At 34.9% G+C, this 19793-nt stretch carries 23 protein-coding genes; 13 read left to right on the top strand and 10 right to left on the bottom strand.

The window, feature by feature from the left end; genetic code table 11:
- Positions 1-6: 6 nt before the first annotated feature.
- The 6 genes from V1468_RS01985 to V1468_RS01960 all read right to left on the bottom strand — a co-directional run bounded on the left by V1468_RS01985 (position 7) and on the right by V1468_RS01960 (position 4733).
- Entirely contained in the window at positions 7-423 is a 417-nt protein-coding gene (locus V1468_RS01985; protein ID WP_331808578.1) for a carboxypeptidase-like regulatory domain-containing protein, read from the bottom strand.
- A 209-nt stretch (positions 424-632) separates the two neighbouring features.
- On the bottom strand, positions 633-1439 hold the full coding sequence (locus V1468_RS01980; RefSeq protein WP_331809338.1) for an IS3 family transposase: 807 nt from the start codon (positions 1437-1439) through the stop codon (positions 633-635).
- Positions 1440-1483: 44 nt separating this feature from the next.
- Entirely contained in the window at positions 1484-1855 is a 372-nt protein-coding gene (locus V1468_RS01975) for a transposase (protein ID WP_331808577.1), read from the bottom strand.
- A 186-nt stretch (positions 1856-2041) separates the two neighbouring features.
- Positions 2042-2767 carry a hypothetical protein gene (locus V1468_RS01970; RefSeq protein ID WP_331808576.1) on the bottom strand — a complete coding sequence of 242 codons (726 nt, stop codon included), beginning with the start codon at positions 2765-2767 and terminating at the stop codon, positions 2042-2044.
- A 162-nt stretch (positions 2768-2929) separates the two neighbouring features.
- On the bottom strand, positions 2930-3949 hold the full coding sequence (locus V1468_RS01965; protein WP_331808575.1) for a serine hydrolase domain-containing protein: 1020 nt from the start codon (positions 3947-3949) through the stop codon (positions 2930-2932).
- 250 nt (positions 3950-4199) lie between these two features.
- Entirely contained in the window at positions 4200-4733 is a 534-nt protein-coding gene (locus tag V1468_RS01960; RefSeq protein ID WP_331808574.1) for a hypothetical protein, read from the bottom strand.
- A 220-nt stretch (positions 4734-4953) separates the two neighbouring features.
- Between V1468_RS01960 and dnaG the strand changes: the two genes are divergently transcribed.
- Positions 4954-6918: a DNA primase gene (dnaG, locus tag V1468_RS01955; protein ID WP_331808573.1), complete on the top strand. Its 1965-nt coding sequence runs from the start codon at positions 4954-4956 to the stop codon at positions 6916-6918.
- Between the two features lie 21 nt (positions 6919-6939).
- Here dnaG and V1468_RS01950 read toward each other — a convergent pair whose 3' ends face one another.
- The gene (locus V1468_RS01950) at positions 6940-7569 is read right to left on the bottom strand and encodes a response regulator transcription factor (protein WP_331808572.1); all 630 of its coding nucleotides are present in this window, start codon (positions 7567-7569) and stop codon (positions 6940-6942) included.
- Between the two features lie 139 nt (positions 7570-7708).
- Positions 7709-8497 carry an NAD(+) synthase gene (gene nadE / locus V1468_RS01945; RefSeq protein ID WP_331808571.1) on the bottom strand — a complete coding sequence of 263 codons (789 nt, stop codon included), beginning with the start codon at positions 8495-8497 and terminating at the stop codon, positions 7709-7711.
- An 84-nt stretch (positions 8498-8581) separates the two neighbouring features.
- Between nadE and gldB the strand changes: the two genes are divergently transcribed.
- Positions 8582-9544 (top strand): gliding motility lipoprotein GldB, encoded by a 963-nt coding sequence (gene gldB, locus V1468_RS01940; RefSeq protein ID WP_331808570.1) that lies wholly within the window; start codon positions 8582-8584, stop codon positions 9542-9544.
- Positions 9544-9879 carry a gliding motility protein GldC gene (gene gldC, locus V1468_RS01935; protein WP_331808569.1) on the top strand — a complete coding sequence of 112 codons (336 nt, stop codon included), beginning with the start codon at positions 9544-9546 and terminating at the stop codon, positions 9877-9879. Before gldB ends, gldC begins: the two co-directional genes overlap by 1 nt.
- A gap of 13 nt (positions 9880-9892) precedes the next feature.
- Here gldC and V1468_RS01930 read toward each other — a convergent pair whose 3' ends face one another.
- Entirely contained in the window at positions 9893-10642 is a 750-nt protein-coding gene (locus V1468_RS01930) for a hypothetical protein (protein ID WP_331808568.1), read from the bottom strand.
- Positions 10643-10996: 354 nt separating this feature from the next.
- Between V1468_RS01930 and V1468_RS01925 the strand changes: the two genes are divergently transcribed.
- On the top strand, positions 10997-11611 hold the full coding sequence (locus tag V1468_RS01925) for a DUF4230 domain-containing protein (protein WP_331808567.1): 615 nt from the start codon (positions 10997-10999) through the stop codon (positions 11609-11611).
- Here the strand turns inward: V1468_RS01925 and V1468_RS01920 are convergent.
- Positions 11606-11911 (bottom strand): rhodanese-like domain-containing protein, encoded by a 306-nt coding sequence (locus V1468_RS01920; RefSeq protein ID WP_331808566.1) that lies wholly within the window; start codon positions 11909-11911, stop codon positions 11606-11608. The two genes, V1468_RS01925 and V1468_RS01920, sit on opposite strands and share 6 nt — an antisense overlap.
- Before the next feature lie 46 nt (positions 11912-11957).
- On the opposite strand from V1468_RS01920, the gene V1468_RS01915 reads away from it, so the two are divergent.
- The 9 genes from V1468_RS01915 to V1468_RS01875 all read left to right on the top strand — a co-directional run bounded on the left by V1468_RS01915 (position 11958) and on the right by V1468_RS01875 (position 19765).
- On the top strand, positions 11958-12536 hold the full coding sequence (locus V1468_RS01915) for a TetR/AcrR family transcriptional regulator (RefSeq protein WP_331808565.1): 579 nt from the start codon (positions 11958-11960) through the stop codon (positions 12534-12536).
- Between the two features lie 112 nt (positions 12537-12648).
- Complete coding sequence (gene paaE / locus V1468_RS01910; protein WP_331808564.1) at positions 12649-13722, top strand: 1,2-phenylacetyl-CoA epoxidase subunit PaaE; 1074 nt, start codon at positions 12649-12651, stop codon at positions 13720-13722.
- A 109-nt stretch (positions 13723-13831) separates the two neighbouring features.
- Entirely contained in the window at positions 13832-14788 is a 957-nt protein-coding gene (gene paaA / locus V1468_RS01905) for a 1,2-phenylacetyl-CoA epoxidase subunit PaaA (RefSeq protein ID WP_331808563.1), read from the top strand.
- Between the two features lie 69 nt (positions 14789-14857).
- Positions 14858-15148 (top strand): 1,2-phenylacetyl-CoA epoxidase subunit PaaB, encoded by a 291-nt coding sequence (gene paaB / locus V1468_RS01900; protein ID WP_076620128.1) that lies wholly within the window; start codon positions 14858-14860, stop codon positions 15146-15148.
- A gap of 98 nt (positions 15149-15246) precedes the next feature.
- Complete coding sequence (gene paaC / locus V1468_RS01895; protein WP_331808562.1) at positions 15247-16002, top strand: 1,2-phenylacetyl-CoA epoxidase subunit PaaC; 756 nt, start codon at positions 15247-15249, stop codon at positions 16000-16002.
- A 122-nt stretch (positions 16003-16124) separates the two neighbouring features.
- On the top strand, positions 16125-16625 hold the full coding sequence (gene paaD, locus V1468_RS01890) for a 1,2-phenylacetyl-CoA epoxidase subunit PaaD (protein ID WP_331808561.1): 501 nt from the start codon (positions 16125-16127) through the stop codon (positions 16623-16625).
- An 85-nt stretch (positions 16626-16710) separates the two neighbouring features.
- The gene (locus V1468_RS01885) at positions 16711-17490 is read left to right on the top strand and encodes an enoyl-CoA hydratase-related protein (protein WP_331808560.1); all 780 of its coding nucleotides are present in this window, start codon (positions 16711-16713) and stop codon (positions 17488-17490) included.
- 65 nt (positions 17491-17555) lie between these two features.
- The gene (locus V1468_RS01880; RefSeq protein WP_331808559.1) at positions 17556-18494 is read left to right on the top strand and encodes a pyridoxal-phosphate dependent enzyme; all 939 of its coding nucleotides are present in this window, start codon (positions 17556-17558) and stop codon (positions 18492-18494) included.
- A gap of 92 nt (positions 18495-18586) precedes the next feature.
- The gene (locus V1468_RS01875; RefSeq protein WP_331808558.1) at positions 18587-19765 is read left to right on the top strand and encodes a 3-hydroxyacyl-CoA dehydrogenase NAD-binding domain-containing protein; all 1179 of its coding nucleotides are present in this window, start codon (positions 18587-18589) and stop codon (positions 19763-19765) included.
- Positions 19766-19793: the final 28 nt, after the last annotated feature.

The raw sequence follows: 19793 nt of genomic DNA, 5'->3' as shown, positions 1-19793 counted from the left end.
TTACACTTAATTCTTTTTGCGTTTAGACTTGTAAGGTTTGTTGGTGTCTACAGCACCAATCATTTCTACCATATCTGGTGTAAGCTCTAAAGTAATAAAGCTTGTTTTGTCTGTTATAGATACCTTTTGGGTTTCGTAACCAAGATAGCTAAAGACCAGTACATCACCAGTTTTTAATTTCTTTGGAAATGTAAATTTACCCTCATCATCTGTTACAGCGCCAACTCTGGTACCATCTAATGTAATGTTAGCACCAGGTAAAGGGCCTTCTTCGTTAGATACGAGACCGGTTATGGTACGCTCTTGTGTAGTCTCATTAGTTTGACCAAAGGTGGTATTAAACGTAAATAATGTCATCATAAAAACCAATGCAAAACCAAAAGTTTTGAATGTGTTGCTCTGTGTTAATGTTTGTGTTTTCATAAAATCTAGGTTTTGTTTACCTCTAAACTAAAGCGTTTGGTTAAAGATATAAAATAGGCTTGAGTTATTAATGTCTTTGGTTGAGTAAAGTGGTGGTTGTAGTGAGGGATTTTTTTGTCTTAAACAGCAAAAGCTCCTTAATGGTCTAAAAATCTTGTTTGAATTTTGAATGTCTCGTCCTGAAATATGGCTACAGGTTAAACTTGATTTTAAGCAGTTAATTTGTATACCATATTTGGTGTTTTAAAATTTAAAGATAAGTGTAATCTTACTTCATTGTATAGTTTAATTGCATTTTTTGTAGCTCTCTTAGCGTGAGCTGTATTCATAAAAGTTTGATCCAGATAAAATTCGTCTTTTAAGATACCGTTTACACGTTCAGCCATAGCGTTTTCGTAGCAATGATTTTCTTCTGTCATGCTTATAGCAATGTGTTTTCTTTTCAGTATCTGGGTGTATACATTGCTGCAATATTGTATGCCCCTGTCCGAATGATGGATGAGTCCGTCTATGTTTTTTGCCTGATATAAAGCTTTATTTAAGGCCCTGACACAACCGCTGAGTTCTAAGCTATCACTTAGGTCGTAACCTACTATTTTTCTTGAATAGGCATCGGTAATCAAAGCCAGATAACAAAATCCTTTTAAGGTTCTGATGTAGGTAATATCGCTTACCCAAATCTGATTAGGTTTTGTTACACTTACATCTTTAGCTATGTTTTTGTACTTACGGAACCTGTGCAAAGAATTCGTTGTTCTAGCACTATATTTTTTGCGTAAGGTCAGCATATTATGAGCTCTAAGCACATTGAACAGTGTATCTCTTCCCATTTTGATATTGGCTTTATCAAACTCAATATCTAATGATCTTATCATTTTACGAACCCCTTCTCTAGGTAAGGATTTGCGTCGCTTTTTTACAATTTGAATAACTTGCCTTTCCAGTTCCAGACGTTTTATTTCTCTAGCTTGGTATTTATAAGAGGCATCTCTTTTGAGTCCAAAACAAGCACAAATAGTAGTGAGTGAAGCAAATCCATTACACTTGATTTTAGCTTTGATTAAGGCTTGGTATTTAGTTTTTTTTTGAGTTCAATGACACTCTTATAGCCTAGTTTCTCAGCAGCCACTTCTAGGTAGGATTCTTCAACCATAGCATCAAGATCTTTCTTGAGCAATAGTTTTTTCAGCTGTTCTATTTTCTTTTGCAGCTCTTTGATACGTGTTATTTCATCTTTTGTTTCCACTTTAATTCTGGTGTTCATGAGGTCTTTACGTTCATATTTCCTAATCCATTCATTAATGGTAGTAGGGTTTATTCCGTAGAGTTTTCCTAATTGGTTCTTGTTGAGTTTTCCCGTGGTAAGTTCGTCTAAAATTTTCAATTTAAACGATTCACTGTAACGTCTAATTACTTTGTCATTTTTGTACATAATTATTAAAATTATGTAGCCTTATTTCCGGACGGGTCAGAATTGCGTACAACGGCTCGTATAACTGTCAGTTACGGATTTAAAGTTAATAATTTTCGGTTTAGAACTGGCGTTAGCAATTCCGAGTGGATTCGGACGTAGTCGAATCCGCCGTAATTTCAGTTATACATTGTTGTGCACTGGCTTTTATTTTACATTAGCGTAATATTCCAATAGTTCATAAGTTAATTTTGGAATGTTTTTTCGCGTATCTCTTTCAATTCCTTTTACATTTTGTAATTCCGATTTCAGCTTTAAATATGTTTCGTTTTTTATATTCGATATTAAATGTCCACCAGAATTCAAATCCTTTTCCAGTTGGTCATTCAGTTCCGCCTTATCAATTTCAAGTTTTTCAACAAAACTAAATCCACATTTTAAAAGGTCACTCTTCTTAAATTGATTCGCTTGTTTTTGAAGAAACGTTTTTCCGAATTTTTTAAAGTCCTTAACTATTTGTTCAATAATTTTCTTTGTGGTTTTTACTCGTCCGTTGTGAAAGTAATAGGCTTCTTCAACAGGTATTACTCCAGTCCCTTTTTTCAGGACAATTAAGTTGATATGTCTATTAATTAGTCCTGTGTTGTAGCTGTTAGACCTTAAATAGTTCTTATTAATTCTTGAGGCTACAGAACAGCTAAAATTCCTGTCTTTTAAAGCAAATGTTATATGTAGATGTTCATACACATTTCGACCATTGATTACTTGAACATTCTCGAAAGTGTAACAGCCATTTCTATATTCTAAAAAGTCAAATTCAGGTAATGCTTTACCAATTTCTGAAATCAAAATCTGTTTCACCTGACCTCGTTTTAATTCAGGTGAATCGTCATTCTTTTCAATTTTCGATTTGATTTTTGAATACCAGCTCATTTTTCAGCTTGTGCACAACAGTTATATATACAAACCTAACCAAAAAAGTAAGTATATACAATCCTAATGATGTGCTATTCAGTACCTTTTTGTGGCTTGGGGCATAACCTATAAAGATGAGTTATGCTGTACCTTTACAGATTCAAAATCGTTTTAAAGCAATTATTTTTGGTTCTTAATGATCTTAACAATACGATTAATCGAAATCTCAGATAAATTCCATTCGTAGCCATTAAAATCTGTAGTGTTTAAAAACTGTATAACCACAGTGTCTATATCTTCATGGTATTCGGCAAGGCTTTGGTAACCAGGTACCAATCCACCATGTTCAAACTCATAAATAGACGCATAGATGTCTCGTTCTCCTTCATTAAAAACAGAACCATCGTTTAGAGCGCGTAAGAATGTGCCAACATCTTCTGCGGTAGCCAACATGCCATATTCATTGGTTTTAAAATCTTGGTCTATACCAACATAATAGCCACTCATTACATCGTCTAAGTTAACTTCTTTAAGAGAAAAAAACGTGTTTTTAAGATTTAGTGGACGCAATATGGTTTCTTTGATGTACTGTTCGTGGCTATAGCCTAAAACCTTATCAATAATTCTACGAAGTAGCAGGTAGTTGGTGTTAGAGTATTCGTAGCCTTTATCTGGTTTAAAACTTGCTGGCAAATCCAAGGCAAAGTCAAGCGCCCTTTTACCATTTTCTTGTTCGTCTTCCCAATACGCAGGATTATCTGTGAAATTTGGAATACCACTTCGATGCTGCACCATCATTTTTAGAGTAATGGTCTCTGCGTTTTCAATTCTACCAACCAATTCCGGAAAGTAATCTGCAAGTGTGTCATCTAACGACAATTCATTGGCTTTATCGAGTTTAGCAATAGAAACTGCAGTGTAGAGTTTACTTATACTCGCAATTTTAAATAAAGACTTAGGGTCTGCAGGTATTTTGTTTTCTCTGTCTTTCCAGCCACCAGTATAAAATGCAGGAGGTTTGCCGGCTTGGTCTACGTAAACAATCATGCCTTCAAAACCATGAGATAAGGTTTCGTCTACTTGTTCTTGTACGGTGTTTGGTAAGGGTAAAATCCAGGCCCAAACTAAAATCCATGGCACGTAGAATAGGGAAATTATGGTACCAACCAACAAGACGACTCTAAATATGTTTTTTTTCATGATGTCATTTGCTTATAGTAGAACAAGCTACCAATATTTTTACAGTTGCAAATTTCTATTAATATGCTAAGAGTAAAAACTATATAGCTCTGAATTGTTGAATTGTCTTGATGAGTTGTTTAATATTCAAAAAAGTTTCAGTCTTTAAAGTTAAAAAGCCGAAAAAAGAAATTGAGTTTTTTGAATTGATATTATCGTTTTGTTTGTGAAAATTTACGAAGAATTCATGAGGGAATTCATCTGTAATGAGTTATGCACGTTGTTGTGGTGTCGTTTTTTTTATTTTTATTGTCCAATCATTTGTATTTAATTCCATCAATTCATTTCTTTCGTAATTGGCAATTTCGGTGCATTCAAATTCCAATATATTTCCGTTCCAGCTTTTAAATTCTATCATATCCATTTCAAAGGGACTTTTGATAATTTGCATATCAGAAAGTGAATTTTCCAATTTATAAATGTCGCTATATTCAGAAAGGATAAAAGTTCCATTTGGTGTTACTTCCAAGTTTCCATAATCAGCTTGTTTTTCCGATTCGATAACATTCAATTCAAGCGAATCCAAACGAAATGCACAATCAGAAGTCAAAACAAAAATTTCGTTTTTCTGCTTAGATACTTTTACATCTTTAGGAAATCCACGAAATTGTCCGACTTTTGTTATTCCGCTTTCGTCCGTAAACTTAATACAAGTCCAAGATTGGGAATTCCACACGCATTCTACGTCATAAATTCGTTCTTCAAATTTGCCAGAGTATGGTTGATTTATTATTTCAGCTTTCACTTAATGTTCTTTGTTTCGAAATGGTTGCTTAAATGCACCACAACCCGTTATATAATAATAAATATAATCATTATCCAAATAAGAGAAGTTTTTGGCTAGTTATCAAATTCAATCTGAAATAACTTTCTGCTAGCTTTTTTTAAACAAATAGATTGTATTAATTTTACACGCTTGTCATTATTAAAAAGTTTAAAGGATTCCTAATCTCACAGGAAGTTACATGATCTCACAAAATTCCATATCTCAAGTTTTTGAAACTGCTCGCGTAGAGGAGGTTATTGGAGATTTTGTACAGTTAAAAAAAGCAGGTAGCAACTTTAAAGGTCTCAGTCCATTCAGTGAGGAGCGTACTCCAAGCTTTATGGTCTCTCCAGTAAAACAAATCTGGAAAGATTTCTCAACTGGCAAAGGTGGTAATGCTATCACCTTTTTAATGGAGCATGAGCATTTTACCTATCCAGAAGCCATACGCTACTTAGCTAAAAAGTACAATATAGAGATTGAAGAAACCGAGCGTACAGATGAGGAAAAGGAGCAGGCCAATGCCAAAGAAAGTTTGTATTTGGTAAGTGAGTACGCTAATGAGTATTTTCAAAAAGTTTTACAAAAAACAGATCAAGGACAAGCCATTGGTAAGAGCTACTTTAAAGAGCGTGGTTTTACCGAGGATACGATTAAAAAGTTTCAACTCGGTTATTCCTTAGACGAATGGCAAGCCTTTACAGATGATGCTTTGGGTAAAGGTTACAAGCTAGAGTTTTTAGAAAAAACTGGGCTTACCATAGTAAAGGATGAGCGTCGTTTCGATAGATTTAAAGGTCGTGTGATGTTTCCTATTCATAGTATGAGCGGGAGAGTGCTTGGTTTTGGTGGTCGTATCCTAACCAACGACAAAAAAGCTGCAAAGTACCTAAACTCTCCAGAGAGCGATATTTACCATAAAAGTAATGTGCTTTACGGATTGTATTTTGCAAAGCAAACCATTTCAAAAGAAGACAATTGCTTTTTGGTAGAAGGTTACACAGATGTTATTCAGTTTTACCAAACCGGAGTAAAAAATGTGGTGTCATCTTCTGGTACCGCTTTAACCTCTCAGCAAATACGGCTCATTAATAGGTTGACCAATAACATCACAGTGCTTTTTGATGGTGATGCGGCTGGTATAAGAGCCTCTATTCGTGGTATAGATTTAATCTTGGAACAAGGTATGAATGTAAAGGTCTGTACCTTTCCAGATGGTGAAGACCCAGACAGTTTTGCAAAGTCTAACACCTTAGAAGAGCTTACCGAGTATCTCAATGAAAATGCTAAGGATTTTATTCAGTTTAAGGCATCACTTTTAGTAAAAGAAGCCAATAACGATCCTATTAAAAAAGCTGAAACCATTAGAGATATTGTAAATAGTATTGCTAAAATTCCTGATGCCATTAAGCGTGAAATCTATGTAAGAGAGTGTGCCTCTATTATGGATATTAGTGAGAGTGTGCTTTTTACTACCTTAGCACAGATTGGTAAAAAGGAAGCTCAGGAGGCCAACAAACAATATAAGCAAGAGCAAAGAGCTTTTGAAGTTGTAAAGAGTGAGCAGCAAAAAAAGCCAAGGGTAGATGTACAGTACGAATTAGAGCGAAAGATTATAGAAATCTTGATGCTGTATGGAGATAGAGTAGAACAGTTTGAAGATTTAATCTTAAAAGAAGATGAAGCATCTGGTGATTTAATTTTAGAGCCAGCAATGCATGAGGCTCGTGTATTTGAAAAAATATATTTAGACCTTCAGGAAGATGAAATGATGTTTTCTAATGAAAAATTTAGGGAGTTGTACTATGCTATTATAGACAGATTAAACCAAGATGAAAATTTTTCAACTAAAGATTTTATAAATCAATTAGATCAGAAACACGCAACCGAGGTTACCAGTATTTTAATGGAAGATGAAAAATATAACCTTCACGATTGGGAACGAAACCATATTGTACCTAAAGAAAAGGAGCATTCTATATCGCAATTAGTGAGTCAAACTATACTGAGCTTACGATGTCACCTGATTGATTTAAAGGTTGATGAGTATAAACATGATATTATAAGAGAAGGTGTTAATACTAAATCTATCCTAGAAGATGTAAGGGATTATAGTAATCTCAAGAAATTGCTTTCTCTTAAATTAGGTAAGGTAATAAGTTAATTAATTGTTCTATACTATATGCTAAGTTAAGTTATGATGCTTAGCCTGATGAATTAAGTCTACAATATTATTTACGTTAAGTTTCTTAAAAAGTCTGGCCTTGTAAGTACTTACAGTTTTTTCGTTAATATCTAGCTCTTCCGCAATTTCCTTGTTTTTTCGTCCTATGGACAAAAGTTTTAAAACTTCAACCTCTCTGGTAGAGAGCTTTTTAAACATACGGCTTCTGCTCTTTCGAGTATCTTCATAGCGCAAATGCTTATCCATTTTTTCACTTAGAGACACTTCACCACCATGTATTTTTCTAACAGCAGCTTCTATGGCTTCAACATCGGCAGTTTTGTTTAAGTAGCCAGAGGCTCCTGCTTTTAGTGTACTAATAGCATAGATTTCTTCGGGCTGATGACTAAAAATTAGCACATTAACCGACTGGTTTTCTTTTTTAATGGCCCTTAATGCGGTAATACCGTTCAGTTCTGGTAAATCAATTTCTGATATAATTACATCAACTTCATGACGTCTTACAAATTCAAAAATTTCTATACCACTACTTAGCTTACCTACAACTTTTAAATCGGGCTTACTGTTTAAGAATAGTTCAAGACCTGTTCTTACAATAGGGTGATTGTCAACAATCAAAATACGTATCATGACAATTGATTTTGGTTTGGTTAGGGTTAATCAGTGTAATAACAATATTACTAAGTCAAGATTCTTAACGGAGTGATGGCTTAGTAAAGATAGTTAAAAAATAAGCAGGATTAGCAAATTATTCGATAAACTGTAATAATTATCTTAAATTTTTAGGAATTTCACAAATTGGAATCGGAATCATTTTGTGTTGATTTCGGGTGTTATAACTCATAAAAATACTAAAAACCTCTTTCTCTCTTCCTGTAAAGTCGTTAATGGTTTTACCCTCGTCTTTCATTTTCATCGCCCATTCTAGCTCTGGGTAAGAAGCACCAATTTGGTCTTCATCGCTTCGGGCATCACCAAATAAACCATCACTAGGCGCAGCTTTCATTATAGATTCTGGTACGCCGAGATAATCGCCAATATCGTATACTTCAGACTTTAATAAATCTGCAATTGGGCTTAAATCTACACCTCCATCTCCATATTTAGTGTAGAAACCAACTCCGAAATCTTCAACTTTGTTTCCTGTTCCTGCAACAAGGCGTCCTTGTAAGCCAGCATAGTAGTAAAGTGTTGTCATACGCAATCTGGCTCTTGTGTTAGCTAAAGCCATATCTACAGTAGCTTGTTTACCATCAAGGCTTACTTCGGTTTTAAATTCTTCAAAAACAGGAGTTAAGTCCACTCGAGCATCGCTAACATTTGAAAAACGTTTTTTTAACTGCTCAATGTGCTCTTGAGCTCTTGTAACATGGCTTGTAGCTTGGTGGATAGGCATTTCTATACATAAAAGGTCTAAGCCTGTTTTAGCACAGAGCGTTGAGGTTACGGCAGAGTCTATTCCGCCAGATATACCAACAACAAAGCCATTTACGTTGGCATTATTTGCATAGTCTTTTAACCAATCTACAATATAATCTACAACCTTTTCTGTTTGCATAATATTTATAATTTAAAACAAAGAAATGTACCTTTGCACAACAAAAATAACGGAAACGTGTTAGGATTAAAAATGTTTCGTAAAATGTCGTTGAGAATTTTCATTTTGTTAATATTGAGTTTGGCTTTGGTATCTTGTAATGAGGATAATAAACTCGAAGAAGAAATTTCAAATATCAACATAGACTTTATCGTTGAGCGGTTTGACAAGGCTTACGCTGATGCAAAACCAGCTGACTTACCAAAATTAAAGGAAGCTTATCCGTTTTTGTTTTCTAAGCATGTGCCAGATTCGATTTGGATTGAAAGAATTAATGATACACTGCAAAATCAATTACTGATAGAAGTTGGTAAGGCTTACGGAGATTTTAAAGATGTGGATTTTGATTTTGAAAGATTATTCCAACACTTAAAATATTACGATAAAACATTTAGTGTACCTCGTATAGTTACACTAACTAATGATGTAGATTATAGAAATAAAACTATTGTTACAGACTCGCTATTACTTGTAGCTTTAGATAATTTTTTGGGTGAAGATCATGAGTTTTATCAAAATATACCAAGATACTTAGCACAAAACATGCGTAGAGGCCAAATAATTCCTGAGGTTGCGGAGGCTTACGCTAAAAAGTATGCTTTTCAGTCTAATCGCAAGACGCTTTTGGATGAAATGATTTACCATGGAAAGTTACTTTATTTCAAAGATATTATGATCCCGTTTAAGTCTGATGAAGAAAAAATAGGGTATACAGAGCAAGAGCTAAAATGGGCAGAAGCCAACGAGAGTCCAATATGGAGCTATTTTATAGAGAAGGAACTACTTTTTAGTACCGATAGTAAGTTACCAAGTCGTTTTATAGCAGATGCACCTTATTCTAAGTTTTATTTAGAGTTAGATAACGAATCGCCAGGACGATTAGGGCAATATATGGGATGGCAAATTGTTAGGGCTTATGCAGAAGCTACGGACGAAAATGTACTGACTGTTTTAAAAAAGGAACCCGAAGAAATTTTTAACAAAGCAAAATTTAAACCAAAGAAATAATGTCTAAAACCATAACATCTAAAATAGAATTAAACGTTGAACTTGACGAGAATAGAGTGCCAGAAAAATTAAATTGGTCTGCTGAAGATGGTGGAGTAAAAAATGAAGAAGCTAAAGCTATAATGCTCTCGGTTTGGGATAGTAATGCTCAAGAAACATTAAAAATAGATTTATGGACTAAAGATATGCCTGTAGATGAAATGAAACAGTTTTTTCATCAGACTTTAGTAACCATGAGCGATACATTTTTGAGAGCTACTCAAGACGAAAAAATGACAGCTACAATGAAAGATTTCTGTGATTATTTTGCTGAAAAGTTAGAGTTAAAAAAATAGTGAATTTTAAACTTTAGATCCCTTCAGATTCATAAAAAGGGTTGGTGTTAAAACAATCGGCTTTTTTTAAGGTTGCGTAATTTGGGTTTTGTCTTTTAAAACGTAAAAATTTTGAAGTGTCATAAACTTCCCAAATTGTTAATTTGTTGTGTTTTCCCGCTTTAGATTTTAAATCTATTTTATGTTGGGCAATCATTTTGTCAACAACTTCCTTATCACCAATTCGCATTTTTTTGCTAGAGCTGTGGCCTTTATTAATTTGTTTTACAATCCAATAAAATCTTACAGGTTTTTTTGTGGGTTCTTCCAGTTTTTCTTTAACGTCAGAGGACGCTATAGATTTTCCTTCAGATTTGTTTTCGTAGGTTGATTGTCTAAAAATACTATTCTGCTCTTCAGTATCTATTTCTGTTGTTTCGGTAGTTTCAATCTTCTCTTCAAAAGTTTCATGTCTTAAAAGCGTTATGATAATTAACTTATCGTTTACCTTTACTTCGGTAACAAATCTGCCAACAGGAATATCAGCCAAAGATATTTTAGTATCTAAACTATTTACAATGTAAGCCTTCTGAAAATCACTGTTAAAAATCTCAACTTTGTCAATATTGCGTTCTCCTCTTAAAATTAAGGTGTCTCCTGTTTTATTTAGACTGTGATGCAACTCACTAGCTCGGTAATTTATGTTTTTTAATAATGTTGATTTTTGACCATGGATAAATGGAGCCAAAAACAATAGAAGAATGGTTAATAGTCTAGTCATCATAAGTAGGTTTTTGTTTTGGGGAAACAAATAGTATTTATTTCTAATACTTAGTGTAAAGATAAGTTGAGGTAATGAGTTGTCTATATTCTCAAGATATAAGGTGTTTTTTTAAGTTGAAAAGCTTGAGTGTTCGATATATGTTTAAAAAAAACCGTTGAAGTTAAACAGTGTAATATAGATTTAATATACTAGTAAGGATTTGGTAATCTCAATTCTAAATAAGTGCTATACATTTGTAATGCTATTAACCAGAACTTAAACATTAGTCAGGCTTTCATCATGAGAAAGAAACTAGTGTTTTTTTTATTAAAAACTAGTTTGAAATTAAGTAAGTATATTTTTTTAAATTAGCTTATGCGAAAAATCTTATTCGGAGTTATTATTACGTTGATTGTTCTCTTCACATTTAAATATTGTGGAGATAGAAAAAAAGAACAAACTATTTTAAAGGAAAACTCTGCCCTAATACAAGAACAGTTAAAAAACGTTAGCAAACTTGTGGTTACCGAAGGCCATTTTAGTGAGGTTTTTACATACGATAATTCTAAGCGAATTTTTGGAGATTTGTTAGAGGTTGAAAAGAAAGCAATTGTGGTAGTCAATGCAGATGTAACTGTAGCTTATGATTTATCTAAAATTGAATATAACGTAGATGAAACCACAAAAACACTGCAAATTTTGAGTATTCCAAAGGAGGAAATCAAAATAAGTCCAGATTTTGAATATTACGATATCCAAGCAGATTATCTCAATCCTTTTGAAGCTAAGGACTACAACGAAATCAAAAAAACAGTGCGAAAACAATTAATGAAGAAAATTGAAGCTTCAGATTTAAAGTCTAACGCACAAAATAGATTATTAAGCGAACTTTCTAAATTTTATATTCTTACCAATTCCTTAGGTTGGAAACTAGAGTATAATCAAACACCAGTTGAAAGTCTTGAGGGTTTAAACACGCTTAAACTATAACTTATTACTCAAGGAAACCCAACCACCACCATTAGTAGCTTCAATATTATTCAAATTTAAAAACTTAGCAGCTTTAGCAGAGCGCACACCACTGGCACAACAAGTTACCACTGGTTTATTTAGTTTTTTTACTTCGTCAACTCTGTTGTTCAATTGGTCTAGCGGAATATGTACAGCATTTTCAATGTGACCAGCATCCCATTCACGTTGGCTACGTACATCAAGAATTACAGCACCATTTTCTAAAAATTCATCAACTTGTCGCTTCTTGCTTCCAAAAATAAAATCTAAAAATCCCATAGTTTTCTTTTTTATAAATTTACGTTGAATTAATCACTTCCTAAAATTGAAAACCGAAACACGTAAAGACGAAATTATAAAAACTGCAGCCAAACTCTTCAAAGAAAAAGGTTACAGCGCAGTAACAATGCGCGATTTGGCGTCTGCTATGGGAATGAAAGCAGCTAGTTTGTACAATCATATAAAATCTAAACAAGAAATCTTAAAAGAGATTATTATTTCACTGGCAGAAGAGTTTACTCATGGTTTAGAGTTAATTCAAAAGTCAGACATTTCTAGTATTCAAAAAATAGAAGAGGTTGTAAAATTGCATGTTAATATTACCTCCCAGAATACGTTTGGTATGGCGTCTTTAAATAACGATTGGATGCATCTTGAAGAAAAATTAGATTATTATCTCGAACTACGCTCTAATTACGAGGAAGAGTTAAGGCAAATAATAGCAGATGGAGTCAAAAAGGGCGAAATAATAGACGAAAATATTGAGATCATGTTGTTTTCTGTCTTATCAACCTTAAGGTCTTTGTATTTGTGGATTCCTAAAAAGGACTATTTAAATCCAGAAAAATTATCACAAGAGTTAAGTACAGTTCTTGTTAAAGGTATTAACAAAAAAATCGATTAATTTTTTGTAAATTTGTCAAGCAAACTAACAACTGTTAGTTTTTTTAGTAGGTAATTCGAAATCGTTTTCGAGTTAAGCTTAAAAAGTTTTAAAGTTTAGATTATAACTGTTAATGGCAGATTTTCATAAATTAAGAATAAAAGATATTTACAAGGAAACAAAAGATACATCAGTTGTAACTTTTGATATTCCTGAAGCGTTGCAAGACGAATTTAAATTCTCGCAAGGGCAACATTTAACGCTTAAGGCACTAATTAATGGCGAAGATGTGCGTCGTTCATACTCGTTATGTTCTAGTCCATTTGATAACGAATGGAAAGTGGCAGTAAAAGAAATTCCAGGAGGGAAGTTCTCAACCTATATAAATAGCACTTTAAAAGCAGGAGACGAGCTAGATGTTATGGCACCTAGCGGAACATTTGGTGTAGATTGTAATGCAGACAATGCTAAGAACTATCTGTTTTTTGCAGCAGGAAGTGGTATCACACCAATTCTTTCAATGATTAAAGCGCATTTGGCAGCAGAGCCAAACTCAACTTGTAAGTTGTTTTATGTCAATAGAACAGCAAAATCCATTATCTTTAAGGAAGAGTTAGAGCAATTAAGAAATGCCTATTTCGGTCGCTTGGAAATCTATTATTTCCTAACCAAAGAAAAGCGAGATATTGAGTTGTTCAATGGTCGTTTTGATGATGAAAAAATGAAAGTGCTCACCAAAACATTCATTGATATTCCAGATACAAGCGAAGTGTTTTTGTGTGGACCAGAAGATATGGTCAATTACGTGAGTAATTATCTGGCTGAAGCCGGTTTGCCAAAAGATTTAATTCATTTCGAATTATTTGTAAAAGGTCTAACCGAAGAAGATAAAAAACGTGTTGAGCGTTTATCTGAACAAAAAATTGATGGTGTCGAAGTTGTTGTTATCGATGGCGGAAAAGAATTCCGTTTTACAATGCAGCAAGACGATGATAATATTTTAGATGGAGCACTTATAGCAGGAGCAGATTTACCATTTGCGTGCAAAGGAGGCGTTTGTAGTACCTGTAAGTGTCAAGTAATGGAAGGTGAAGTTGAAATGAAAATCAACTATGCGCTAGAAGAAGATGAAGTTGCACAAAACTATGTATTAAGCTGTCAAGCAGTCCCAACTACTAAAAGAGTAGTGGTCGATTTCGACGTTTAAATAAAGATTTGTTATTCCTACTTAGGTTGGAATCTCAATATATATTGAAAAAGAAAAATTAAGTTTCACCAGCTAAAAGCAATAAGCTAATAGCCAAAAGCTAAAAGAAATGAGTGAAGAACAAATAAAAAACCTAGAAGAGCAATTTGAAGAGCGTATCGCTCGCGACGAAAAAATTGAACCTAAAGACTGGATGCCAGAAAAATATCGTCAAACGCATATTAGGCAAATCAGTCAGCACGCACATTCCGAAATTGTAGGAATGTTACCAGAAGGAAACTGGATTACTCGTGCGCCATCCTTACGTCGTAAAGTAGCCTTATTGGCAAAAGTGCAAGACGAAGCTGGCCACGGATTATACTTATACAGTGCTTGCGAAACATTAGGAATCTCGCGAGACGAGTTATACGAACAATTGCATTCAGGTAAGGCAAAATATTCTTCCATATTCAATTACCCAACAGTAACTTGGGCAGATATGGGAGCTATAGGTTGGTTGGTAGATGGTGCAGCCATTATCAATCAAGTGCCACTTTGCAGTACCTCTTTTGGTCCTTATGCAAGAGCAATGGTGCGCGTGTGTAAAGAAGAAAGTTTTCACCAGCGTCAAGGTTACGAAATTATGCTAAAGCTTTGTAATGGAACACCGGAACAAAAAGAAATGGCGCAAGATGCACTTAACCGTTGGTGGTGGCCAAGTTTAATGATGTTAGGTCCAACTGATGATATGTCAGTTCACACCGAACAATCAATGAAATGGAAATTGAAACGAAAAACCAATGACGAGTTACGTCAGCAGTTTATTGACCAAACAGTGCCACAAGCTGATATTTTAGGATTAACAATTCCAGACCCAGATTTAAAATGGAACGAAGAGCGTCAGAGCTATGATTTCGGAGAAATTGATTGGGATGAATTCTGGCAAGTCGTAAAAGGTCACGGACCAATGAACAAAGCACGAATGAAAGCAAGAGTTGGCGCTTGGGAACGTGGCGAATGGGTTAGAGACGCAGCAATGGCTCACGCAGAAAAACAACAAGAAAGAAAAAACAAACAAGTAGTATAATCAGAAGGTTAGACTCGAGAAATGAGAAATGTATACTGAAAAAGTCTAACATCTAACATCTAATATCTAATGTCTAATAAAAAGAACTGGCCACTTTGGGAGGTTTTCGTAAGAAGTAAAAACGGATTAGAACATCGTCATTTCGGAAGTCTTCACGCAGCAGATGCAGAAATGGCTTTAGAAAACGCAAGAGACGTTTACACAAGACGTAACGAAGGCGTAAGCATTTGGGTTGTAGAAAGTAAGCATATTACAGCATCAAACCCAGAGCATAATGGCGAATTATTTGAACCTGCACAAGACAAGGTGTATCGTCATCCAACATTTTATGATTTACCAGACGACGTAAAACATATGTAACAAAGCAAGGCTTTGTCATCCTGAACTCGTTTCAGGATCTCTTTATTTATGTTAAATGTCACCTTGAGCGCAGTCGAAAGGTCTCAATTTGATTAAAAATGAAAAACAAAAACCTATACAACTATATCCTGGGAATCGCAGACAACAGCCTAATTCTCGGTCAGAGATTAGGAGAGCTTTGCGGTCACGGACCAAGTTTAGAAACCGATATTGCGTGCACTAATATGTCACTGGATTTATTAGGACAAGTACGTAGTTATTATCAATATGCAGCGAAGATAGCTGGAGATGGCAGAACTGAAGATGATATCGCGATGCTTCGTAAAGAACGCGAATACTTCAATGTCTTATTGGTAGAACAGCCAAATACCGATTTTGGGTACACAATGGCAAGACAATTCTTATTCGATGTATATCATTTTTTAATGCTAAACGAATTAGAAAAAAGTACCGATTTAAATCTGTCTGCAATTGCAAAAAAATCCATCAAGGAAGTGAGTTACCACAAGCGTTTCTCATCTGATTGGATTAAGCGATTAGGAGATGGTACCGAAGAAAGTCATAGTCGTATTCAAACCGCAATAAATGATTTATGGACGTATACCGATGAATTATTTCATCAAACTGAAGCCGATGAAGCTATGGTTGCAGAAGGCGTTGGAGTAGATGTCACTAAATTAAAAGACGCTTATTACGAAGAAGTAAATGCAGTTTTAGAAGAAGCAACGCTAAGCGTTCCAGAAAGCAAATATTTTCAAAAAGGAGGAAAGCAAGGCATTCATACCGAACATATGGGTTACTTGCTGGCCGATTTACAATATATGCAACGCACCTATCCAAATATGGAATGGTAACAAATTCCTGCGAAAGCAGGAATCTTAGAAATAAAGTATACGTCACTTCGAGTGATTTGTGAAGAATGAACAAATTGTATCGAGAAGCATTTTAGTGAAAATTCCTGTTTTAAGAAAAAATAATGACAACAACGGAGGAGCATATCAACCCAAAACTGGTTTCAATTCTAGAGTCTATTTCAGATCCAGAAATCCCAGTATTATCCATAATGGATATGGGAGTGGTACGTTCTGCTGTTATCGAAAATGACATTGTAAAAATCGAAATCACGCCAACTTACAGTGGCTGTCCTGCAATGGATGTTATCGGAGACGATATCAAACGCGCAATGCAAAAAGCAGGTTATAAAGCTGAAGTAGATTTGATTTTACATCCAGCTTGGACAACCGATTGGATTACGCCAAGAGGCAGAAAAGCTCTAGAAGATTACGGAATTGCAGCACCATTAGATGCCGAAGCCGATAAATCCGTGTTACTGGAAGGAAAACAATTAGTAAAATGTCCGCAATGCGGAAGTAAAAATACAAAAATGGTAAGTCAATTTGGTTCAACAGCCTGCAAAGCACAATTTCAGTGTGAGGACTGCCAAGAACCCTTTGATTATTTTAAATGTTTGAAATGACAACTTGTTGTCATCCTGAACTGTCACACTGAGCGCAGTCGAAGTGTTGTTTCAGGATCTCATTAAGATTAATAATTATAAAATTATGAGTTCAATAGAACTAAAAATAGAAAACAACATAGCCTACATCACATTGAACCGACCAGAAGTCTTTAATAGCTTCAACCGTGAAATGGCATTAAATCTACAGCAAGTTTTTGACGATTGCGAAAGTAATTCTGAAGTAAGAGCAATCGTGCTAACCGGAAACGGAAAAGCATTTTGCGCAGGTCAAGACTTAAAAGAAGTAACAAGTCCGGAATTAAACCCAGGATTCAAGAAAATTCTAGAAGAGCATTACAATCCAATCATCACAAGAATTAGAAATATTAAAAAACCAATCATTGGTGCGATAAATGGTGTGGCAGCTGGTGCAGGAGCAAACATCGCATTGGCTTGCGATATCGTTGTGGCTCACGAAAAAGTAAGTTTTATTCAAGCGTTTAGTTTAATTGGTTTGATACCTGATAGCGCAGGAACGTTCTTTTTACCACGATTAATAGGTTTTCAAAAAGCATCTGCATTAGCGATGTTAGGAGATAAAGTGTCTGCCGATGAAGCTGAAAAAATGGGAATGATATACAAAATGTTGCCATTAGAAAGTTTTGAAGAGGAAGTAAATAAATTAGCCTTAAAACTCGCTAATATGCCAACATTAGCTTTAGGGAAAATCAAGGAAGCCTTTAATCAATCCTTGACGAATAATTTAGAGGAGCAGTTAGCATTAGAATCAAAATTACAAATAGAAGCAGCTCAAACTGAAGATTATGAAGAAGGCGTTTCAGCTTTTGTAGAAAAACGTAAACCAACTTTTAAAGGAAAATAAAGTTTTGTCATCTCGAAATGTCACACTGAGCGCAGTCGAAGTGTTGTTTCAGGATCTCACCAATTATGAATAAAGCACTTCTCATACAAACCCATCAAAGAATAAAACCATTTATTCACAAAACACCTGTGTTAACATCACAATTGTTAGATGAAATAGCAGGTTGTAAAGTGTTTTTTAAATGCGAGAATTTTCAAAAAATGGGAGCGTTTAAAATGAGAGGTGCAGCAAACGCAATTTTATTGCTTACAGATGAAGAAAGACAAAACGGTGTCGTAACACATTCTTCAGGTAATTTTGCTCAAGCTGTTTCATTAGCAGCCAATAAAATTGGTGTTAAGGCATATATCGTTATGCCAGAAAATGCACCAAAAGCCAAAAAAAATGGTGTTAAAACCTATGGTGGAAAAATTATAGAATGTGAATCCACAGCCGAAGCGAGAGAGTTCACGGCCAATAAAATTCAGAAAGAAACCAAAGCCTCATTTCTACATCCATCTAATCAAGATGAAGTCATATACGGCAATGCGACAGCAGCAATGGAGTTGTTAGAGGAGCAGCCTAATCTTAATGTAGTTATAACCCCAGTTGGAGGTGGTGGATTATTAGCAGGTACAGCTTTAGCTGTTAATCAGTTTGCACCAAATTGCAAAATAATAGGTGCAGAACCAATGGAAGTCGATGATGCGTATCGTTCTTTAAAATCAGGAAAAATTGAAAAAAACGAAAGCACAAATACCATTGCAGATGGCCTAAAAACCTATTTAGGCGACTGTAATTTTCCAATCATAAAAGCTTTGGTAAATAAAATTATTAGAGTTGAAGAACAAGAAATTAAAGAGGCTATGCAACTCATTTGGGAACGAATGAAAATAGTTGTAGAGCCATCAAGCGCAGTAGCTTTTGCAGCTGTTTTAAAGAATAAAGAAGAATTTAAAAATAGGAATGTCGGAATTATCATTTCTGGCGGAAATGTAGATTTGACAAATCTTCGCTTTGGATGATTTGTCATCCTGAACTGTCACACTGAGCTAGCCTGTGCTGAGCGCAGTCGAAGCATCGAAGTGTTGTTTCAGGATCTCAATAAAAAACAAATATGAACATAGGAATCATCGGTTTAGGAACAATGGGAAGCGGTATCGCTCAAGTAGCGGCAACTGCAGGTTGTTCCGTAAAATTATACGATACCAACCAAGCGGCTTTAGATAAAGCTAAAGCAAGCCTTGAAAAAATATTAAATAGACTCATTGAAAAAGGTCGAATAGATGCTGAAGAAAAAAATAGAATTCAGTCAAATATCACGTATGTCGATAGTCTAAAAGCATTAGCAGATTCAAATCTTACGATTGAAGCTATCGTCGAAAATATCGATATCAAGAAGAAAGTCTTTTCAGAGTTGGAAAGCTATGTTGCGGATGATTGTATTATCGCTTCAAACACATCGAGTTTATCCATAGCATCCATAGCATCATCTTTGCAAAAACCAGAACGTTGCATCGGAATTCACTTTTTCAATCCAGCACCATTAATGAAATTGGTTGAGATTATTCCAGCAGTGCAAACCTCAAAAGCGGTTTTAGACAAATCTGTTGAAACTATAAAAAGTTGGAAAAAAACAGTAGCTGTTGCAAAGGATACACCTGGTTTTATCGTAAACCGTGTAGCGCGACCATTTTACGGAGAAGCCTTAAGAATTTATGAAGAAGGCATTGCTGATTTTGAAACCATTGACCATAGTTTAAAAACATTGGGAGGTTTCAGAATGGGACCATTCGAATTAATGGATTTTATTGGTAACGACGTTAATTACACCGTAACAGAAACCGTATTTACAGCCTTTTATTTCGACCCAAGATACAAGCCAAGTTTCACACAAAAGCGTTTAAGTGAAGCAGGCTATTTAGGAAGAAAAACAGGAAAAGGTTACTATGATTACGACCAAAATGGAAAAATTATAAATACTTGTCATCCTGAACTTGATTCAGGATCTCATCAAGAATTGGCTCAAACCATTTTCGACCGTGTTCTAGTAATGTTAATCAACGAAGCAGCAGACGCTTTGTTTTTAAACATCGCATCAGCAGAAGATATAGACAATGCTATGACCAAAGGTGTTAATTATCCAAAAGGCTTATTAGCATGGGCAGACGAAAAAGGCGTTGATTGGTGTGTAACGAAACTAGATGAATTGTACAACGAGTATCACGAAGACCGTTACCGTTGCAGTCCGTTGTTGCGTAAAATGAACAAGGAAAATAAAACATTTTTTAACTAGCGTCAGTTCGAGTGCGAAGCGTATCGAG

This window comes from Winogradskyella poriferorum, assembly GCF_036553625.1.
Lineage (GTDB): Bacteria > Bacteroidota > Bacteroidia > Flavobacteriales > Flavobacteriaceae > Winogradskyella > Winogradskyella poriferorum.
This window is presented reverse-complemented; position numbering and strand designations above follow the sequence as displayed.

Excerpts from the sequence above, each read along its gene's own strand:
- paaB (WP_076620128.1), top strand. The coding sequence starts at position 14,858 with ATGTCTAATAAAAAGAACTGGCCACTTTGGGAGGTTTTCGTAAGAAGT.
- paaA (WP_331808563.1), top strand. The coding sequence starts at position 13,832 with ATGAGTGAAGAACAAATAAAAAACCTAGAAGAGCAATTTGAAGAGCGT.
- V1468_RS01950 (WP_331808572.1), bottom strand. The coding sequence starts at position 7,569 with ATGATACGTATTTTGATTGTTGACAATCACCCTATTGTAAGAACAGGT.
- V1468_RS01970 (WP_331808576.1), bottom strand. The coding sequence starts at position 2,767 with ATGAGCTGGTATTCAAAAATCAAATCGAAAATTGAAAAGAATGACGAT.
- V1468_RS01875 (WP_331808558.1), top strand. The coding sequence starts at position 18,587 with ATGAACATAGGAATCATCGGTTTAGGAACAATGGGAAGCGGTATCGCT.
- V1468_RS01925 (WP_331808567.1), top strand. The coding sequence starts at position 10,997 with ATGCGAAAAATCTTATTCGGAGTTATTATTACGTTGATTGTTCTCTTC.
- gldC (WP_331808569.1), top strand. The coding sequence starts at position 9,544 with ATGTCTAAAACCATAACATCTAAAATAGAATTAAACGTTGAACTTGAC.
- V1468_RS01920 (WP_331808566.1), bottom strand. The coding sequence starts at position 11,911 with ATGGGATTTTTAGATTTTATTTTTGGAAGCAAGAAGCGACAAGTTGAT.
- V1468_RS01975 (WP_331808577.1), bottom strand. The coding sequence starts at position 1,855 with ATGTACAAAAATGACAAAGTAATTAGACGTTACAGTGAATCGTTTAAA.
- paaC (WP_331808562.1), top strand. The coding sequence starts at position 15,247 with ATGAAAAACAAAAACCTATACAACTATATCCTGGGAATCGCAGACAAC.
- paaE (WP_331808564.1), top strand. The coding sequence starts at position 12,649 with ATGGCAGATTTTCATAAATTAAGAATAAAAGATATTTACAAGGAAACA.
- V1468_RS01880 (WP_331808559.1), top strand. The coding sequence starts at position 17,556 with ATGAATAAAGCACTTCTCATACAAACCCATCAAAGAATAAAACCATTT.
- gldB (WP_331808570.1), top strand. The coding sequence starts at position 8,582 with ATGTCGTTGAGAATTTTCATTTTGTTAATATTGAGTTTGGCTTTGGTA.
- V1468_RS01930 (WP_331808568.1), bottom strand. The coding sequence starts at position 10,642 with ATGATGACTAGACTATTAACCATTCTTCTATTGTTTTTGGCTCCATTT.
- V1468_RS01985 (WP_331808578.1), bottom strand. The coding sequence starts at position 423 with ATGAAAACACAAACATTAACACAGAGCAACACATTCAAAACTTTTGGT.
- nadE (WP_331808571.1), bottom strand. The coding sequence starts at position 8,497 with ATGCAAACAGAAAAGGTTGTAGATTATATTGTAGATTGGTTAAAAGAC.
- paaD (WP_331808561.1), top strand. The coding sequence starts at position 16,125 with ATGACAACAACGGAGGAGCATATCAACCCAAAACTGGTTTCAATTCTA.
- V1468_RS01965 (WP_331808575.1), bottom strand. The coding sequence starts at position 3,949 with ATGAAAAAAAACATATTTAGAGTCGTCTTGTTGGTTGGTACCATAATT.
- dnaG (WP_331808573.1), top strand. The coding sequence starts at position 4,954 with ATGATCTCACAAAATTCCATATCTCAAGTTTTTGAAACTGCTCGCGTA.
- V1468_RS01885 (WP_331808560.1), top strand. The coding sequence starts at position 16,711 with ATGAGTTCAATAGAACTAAAAATAGAAAACAACATAGCCTACATCACA.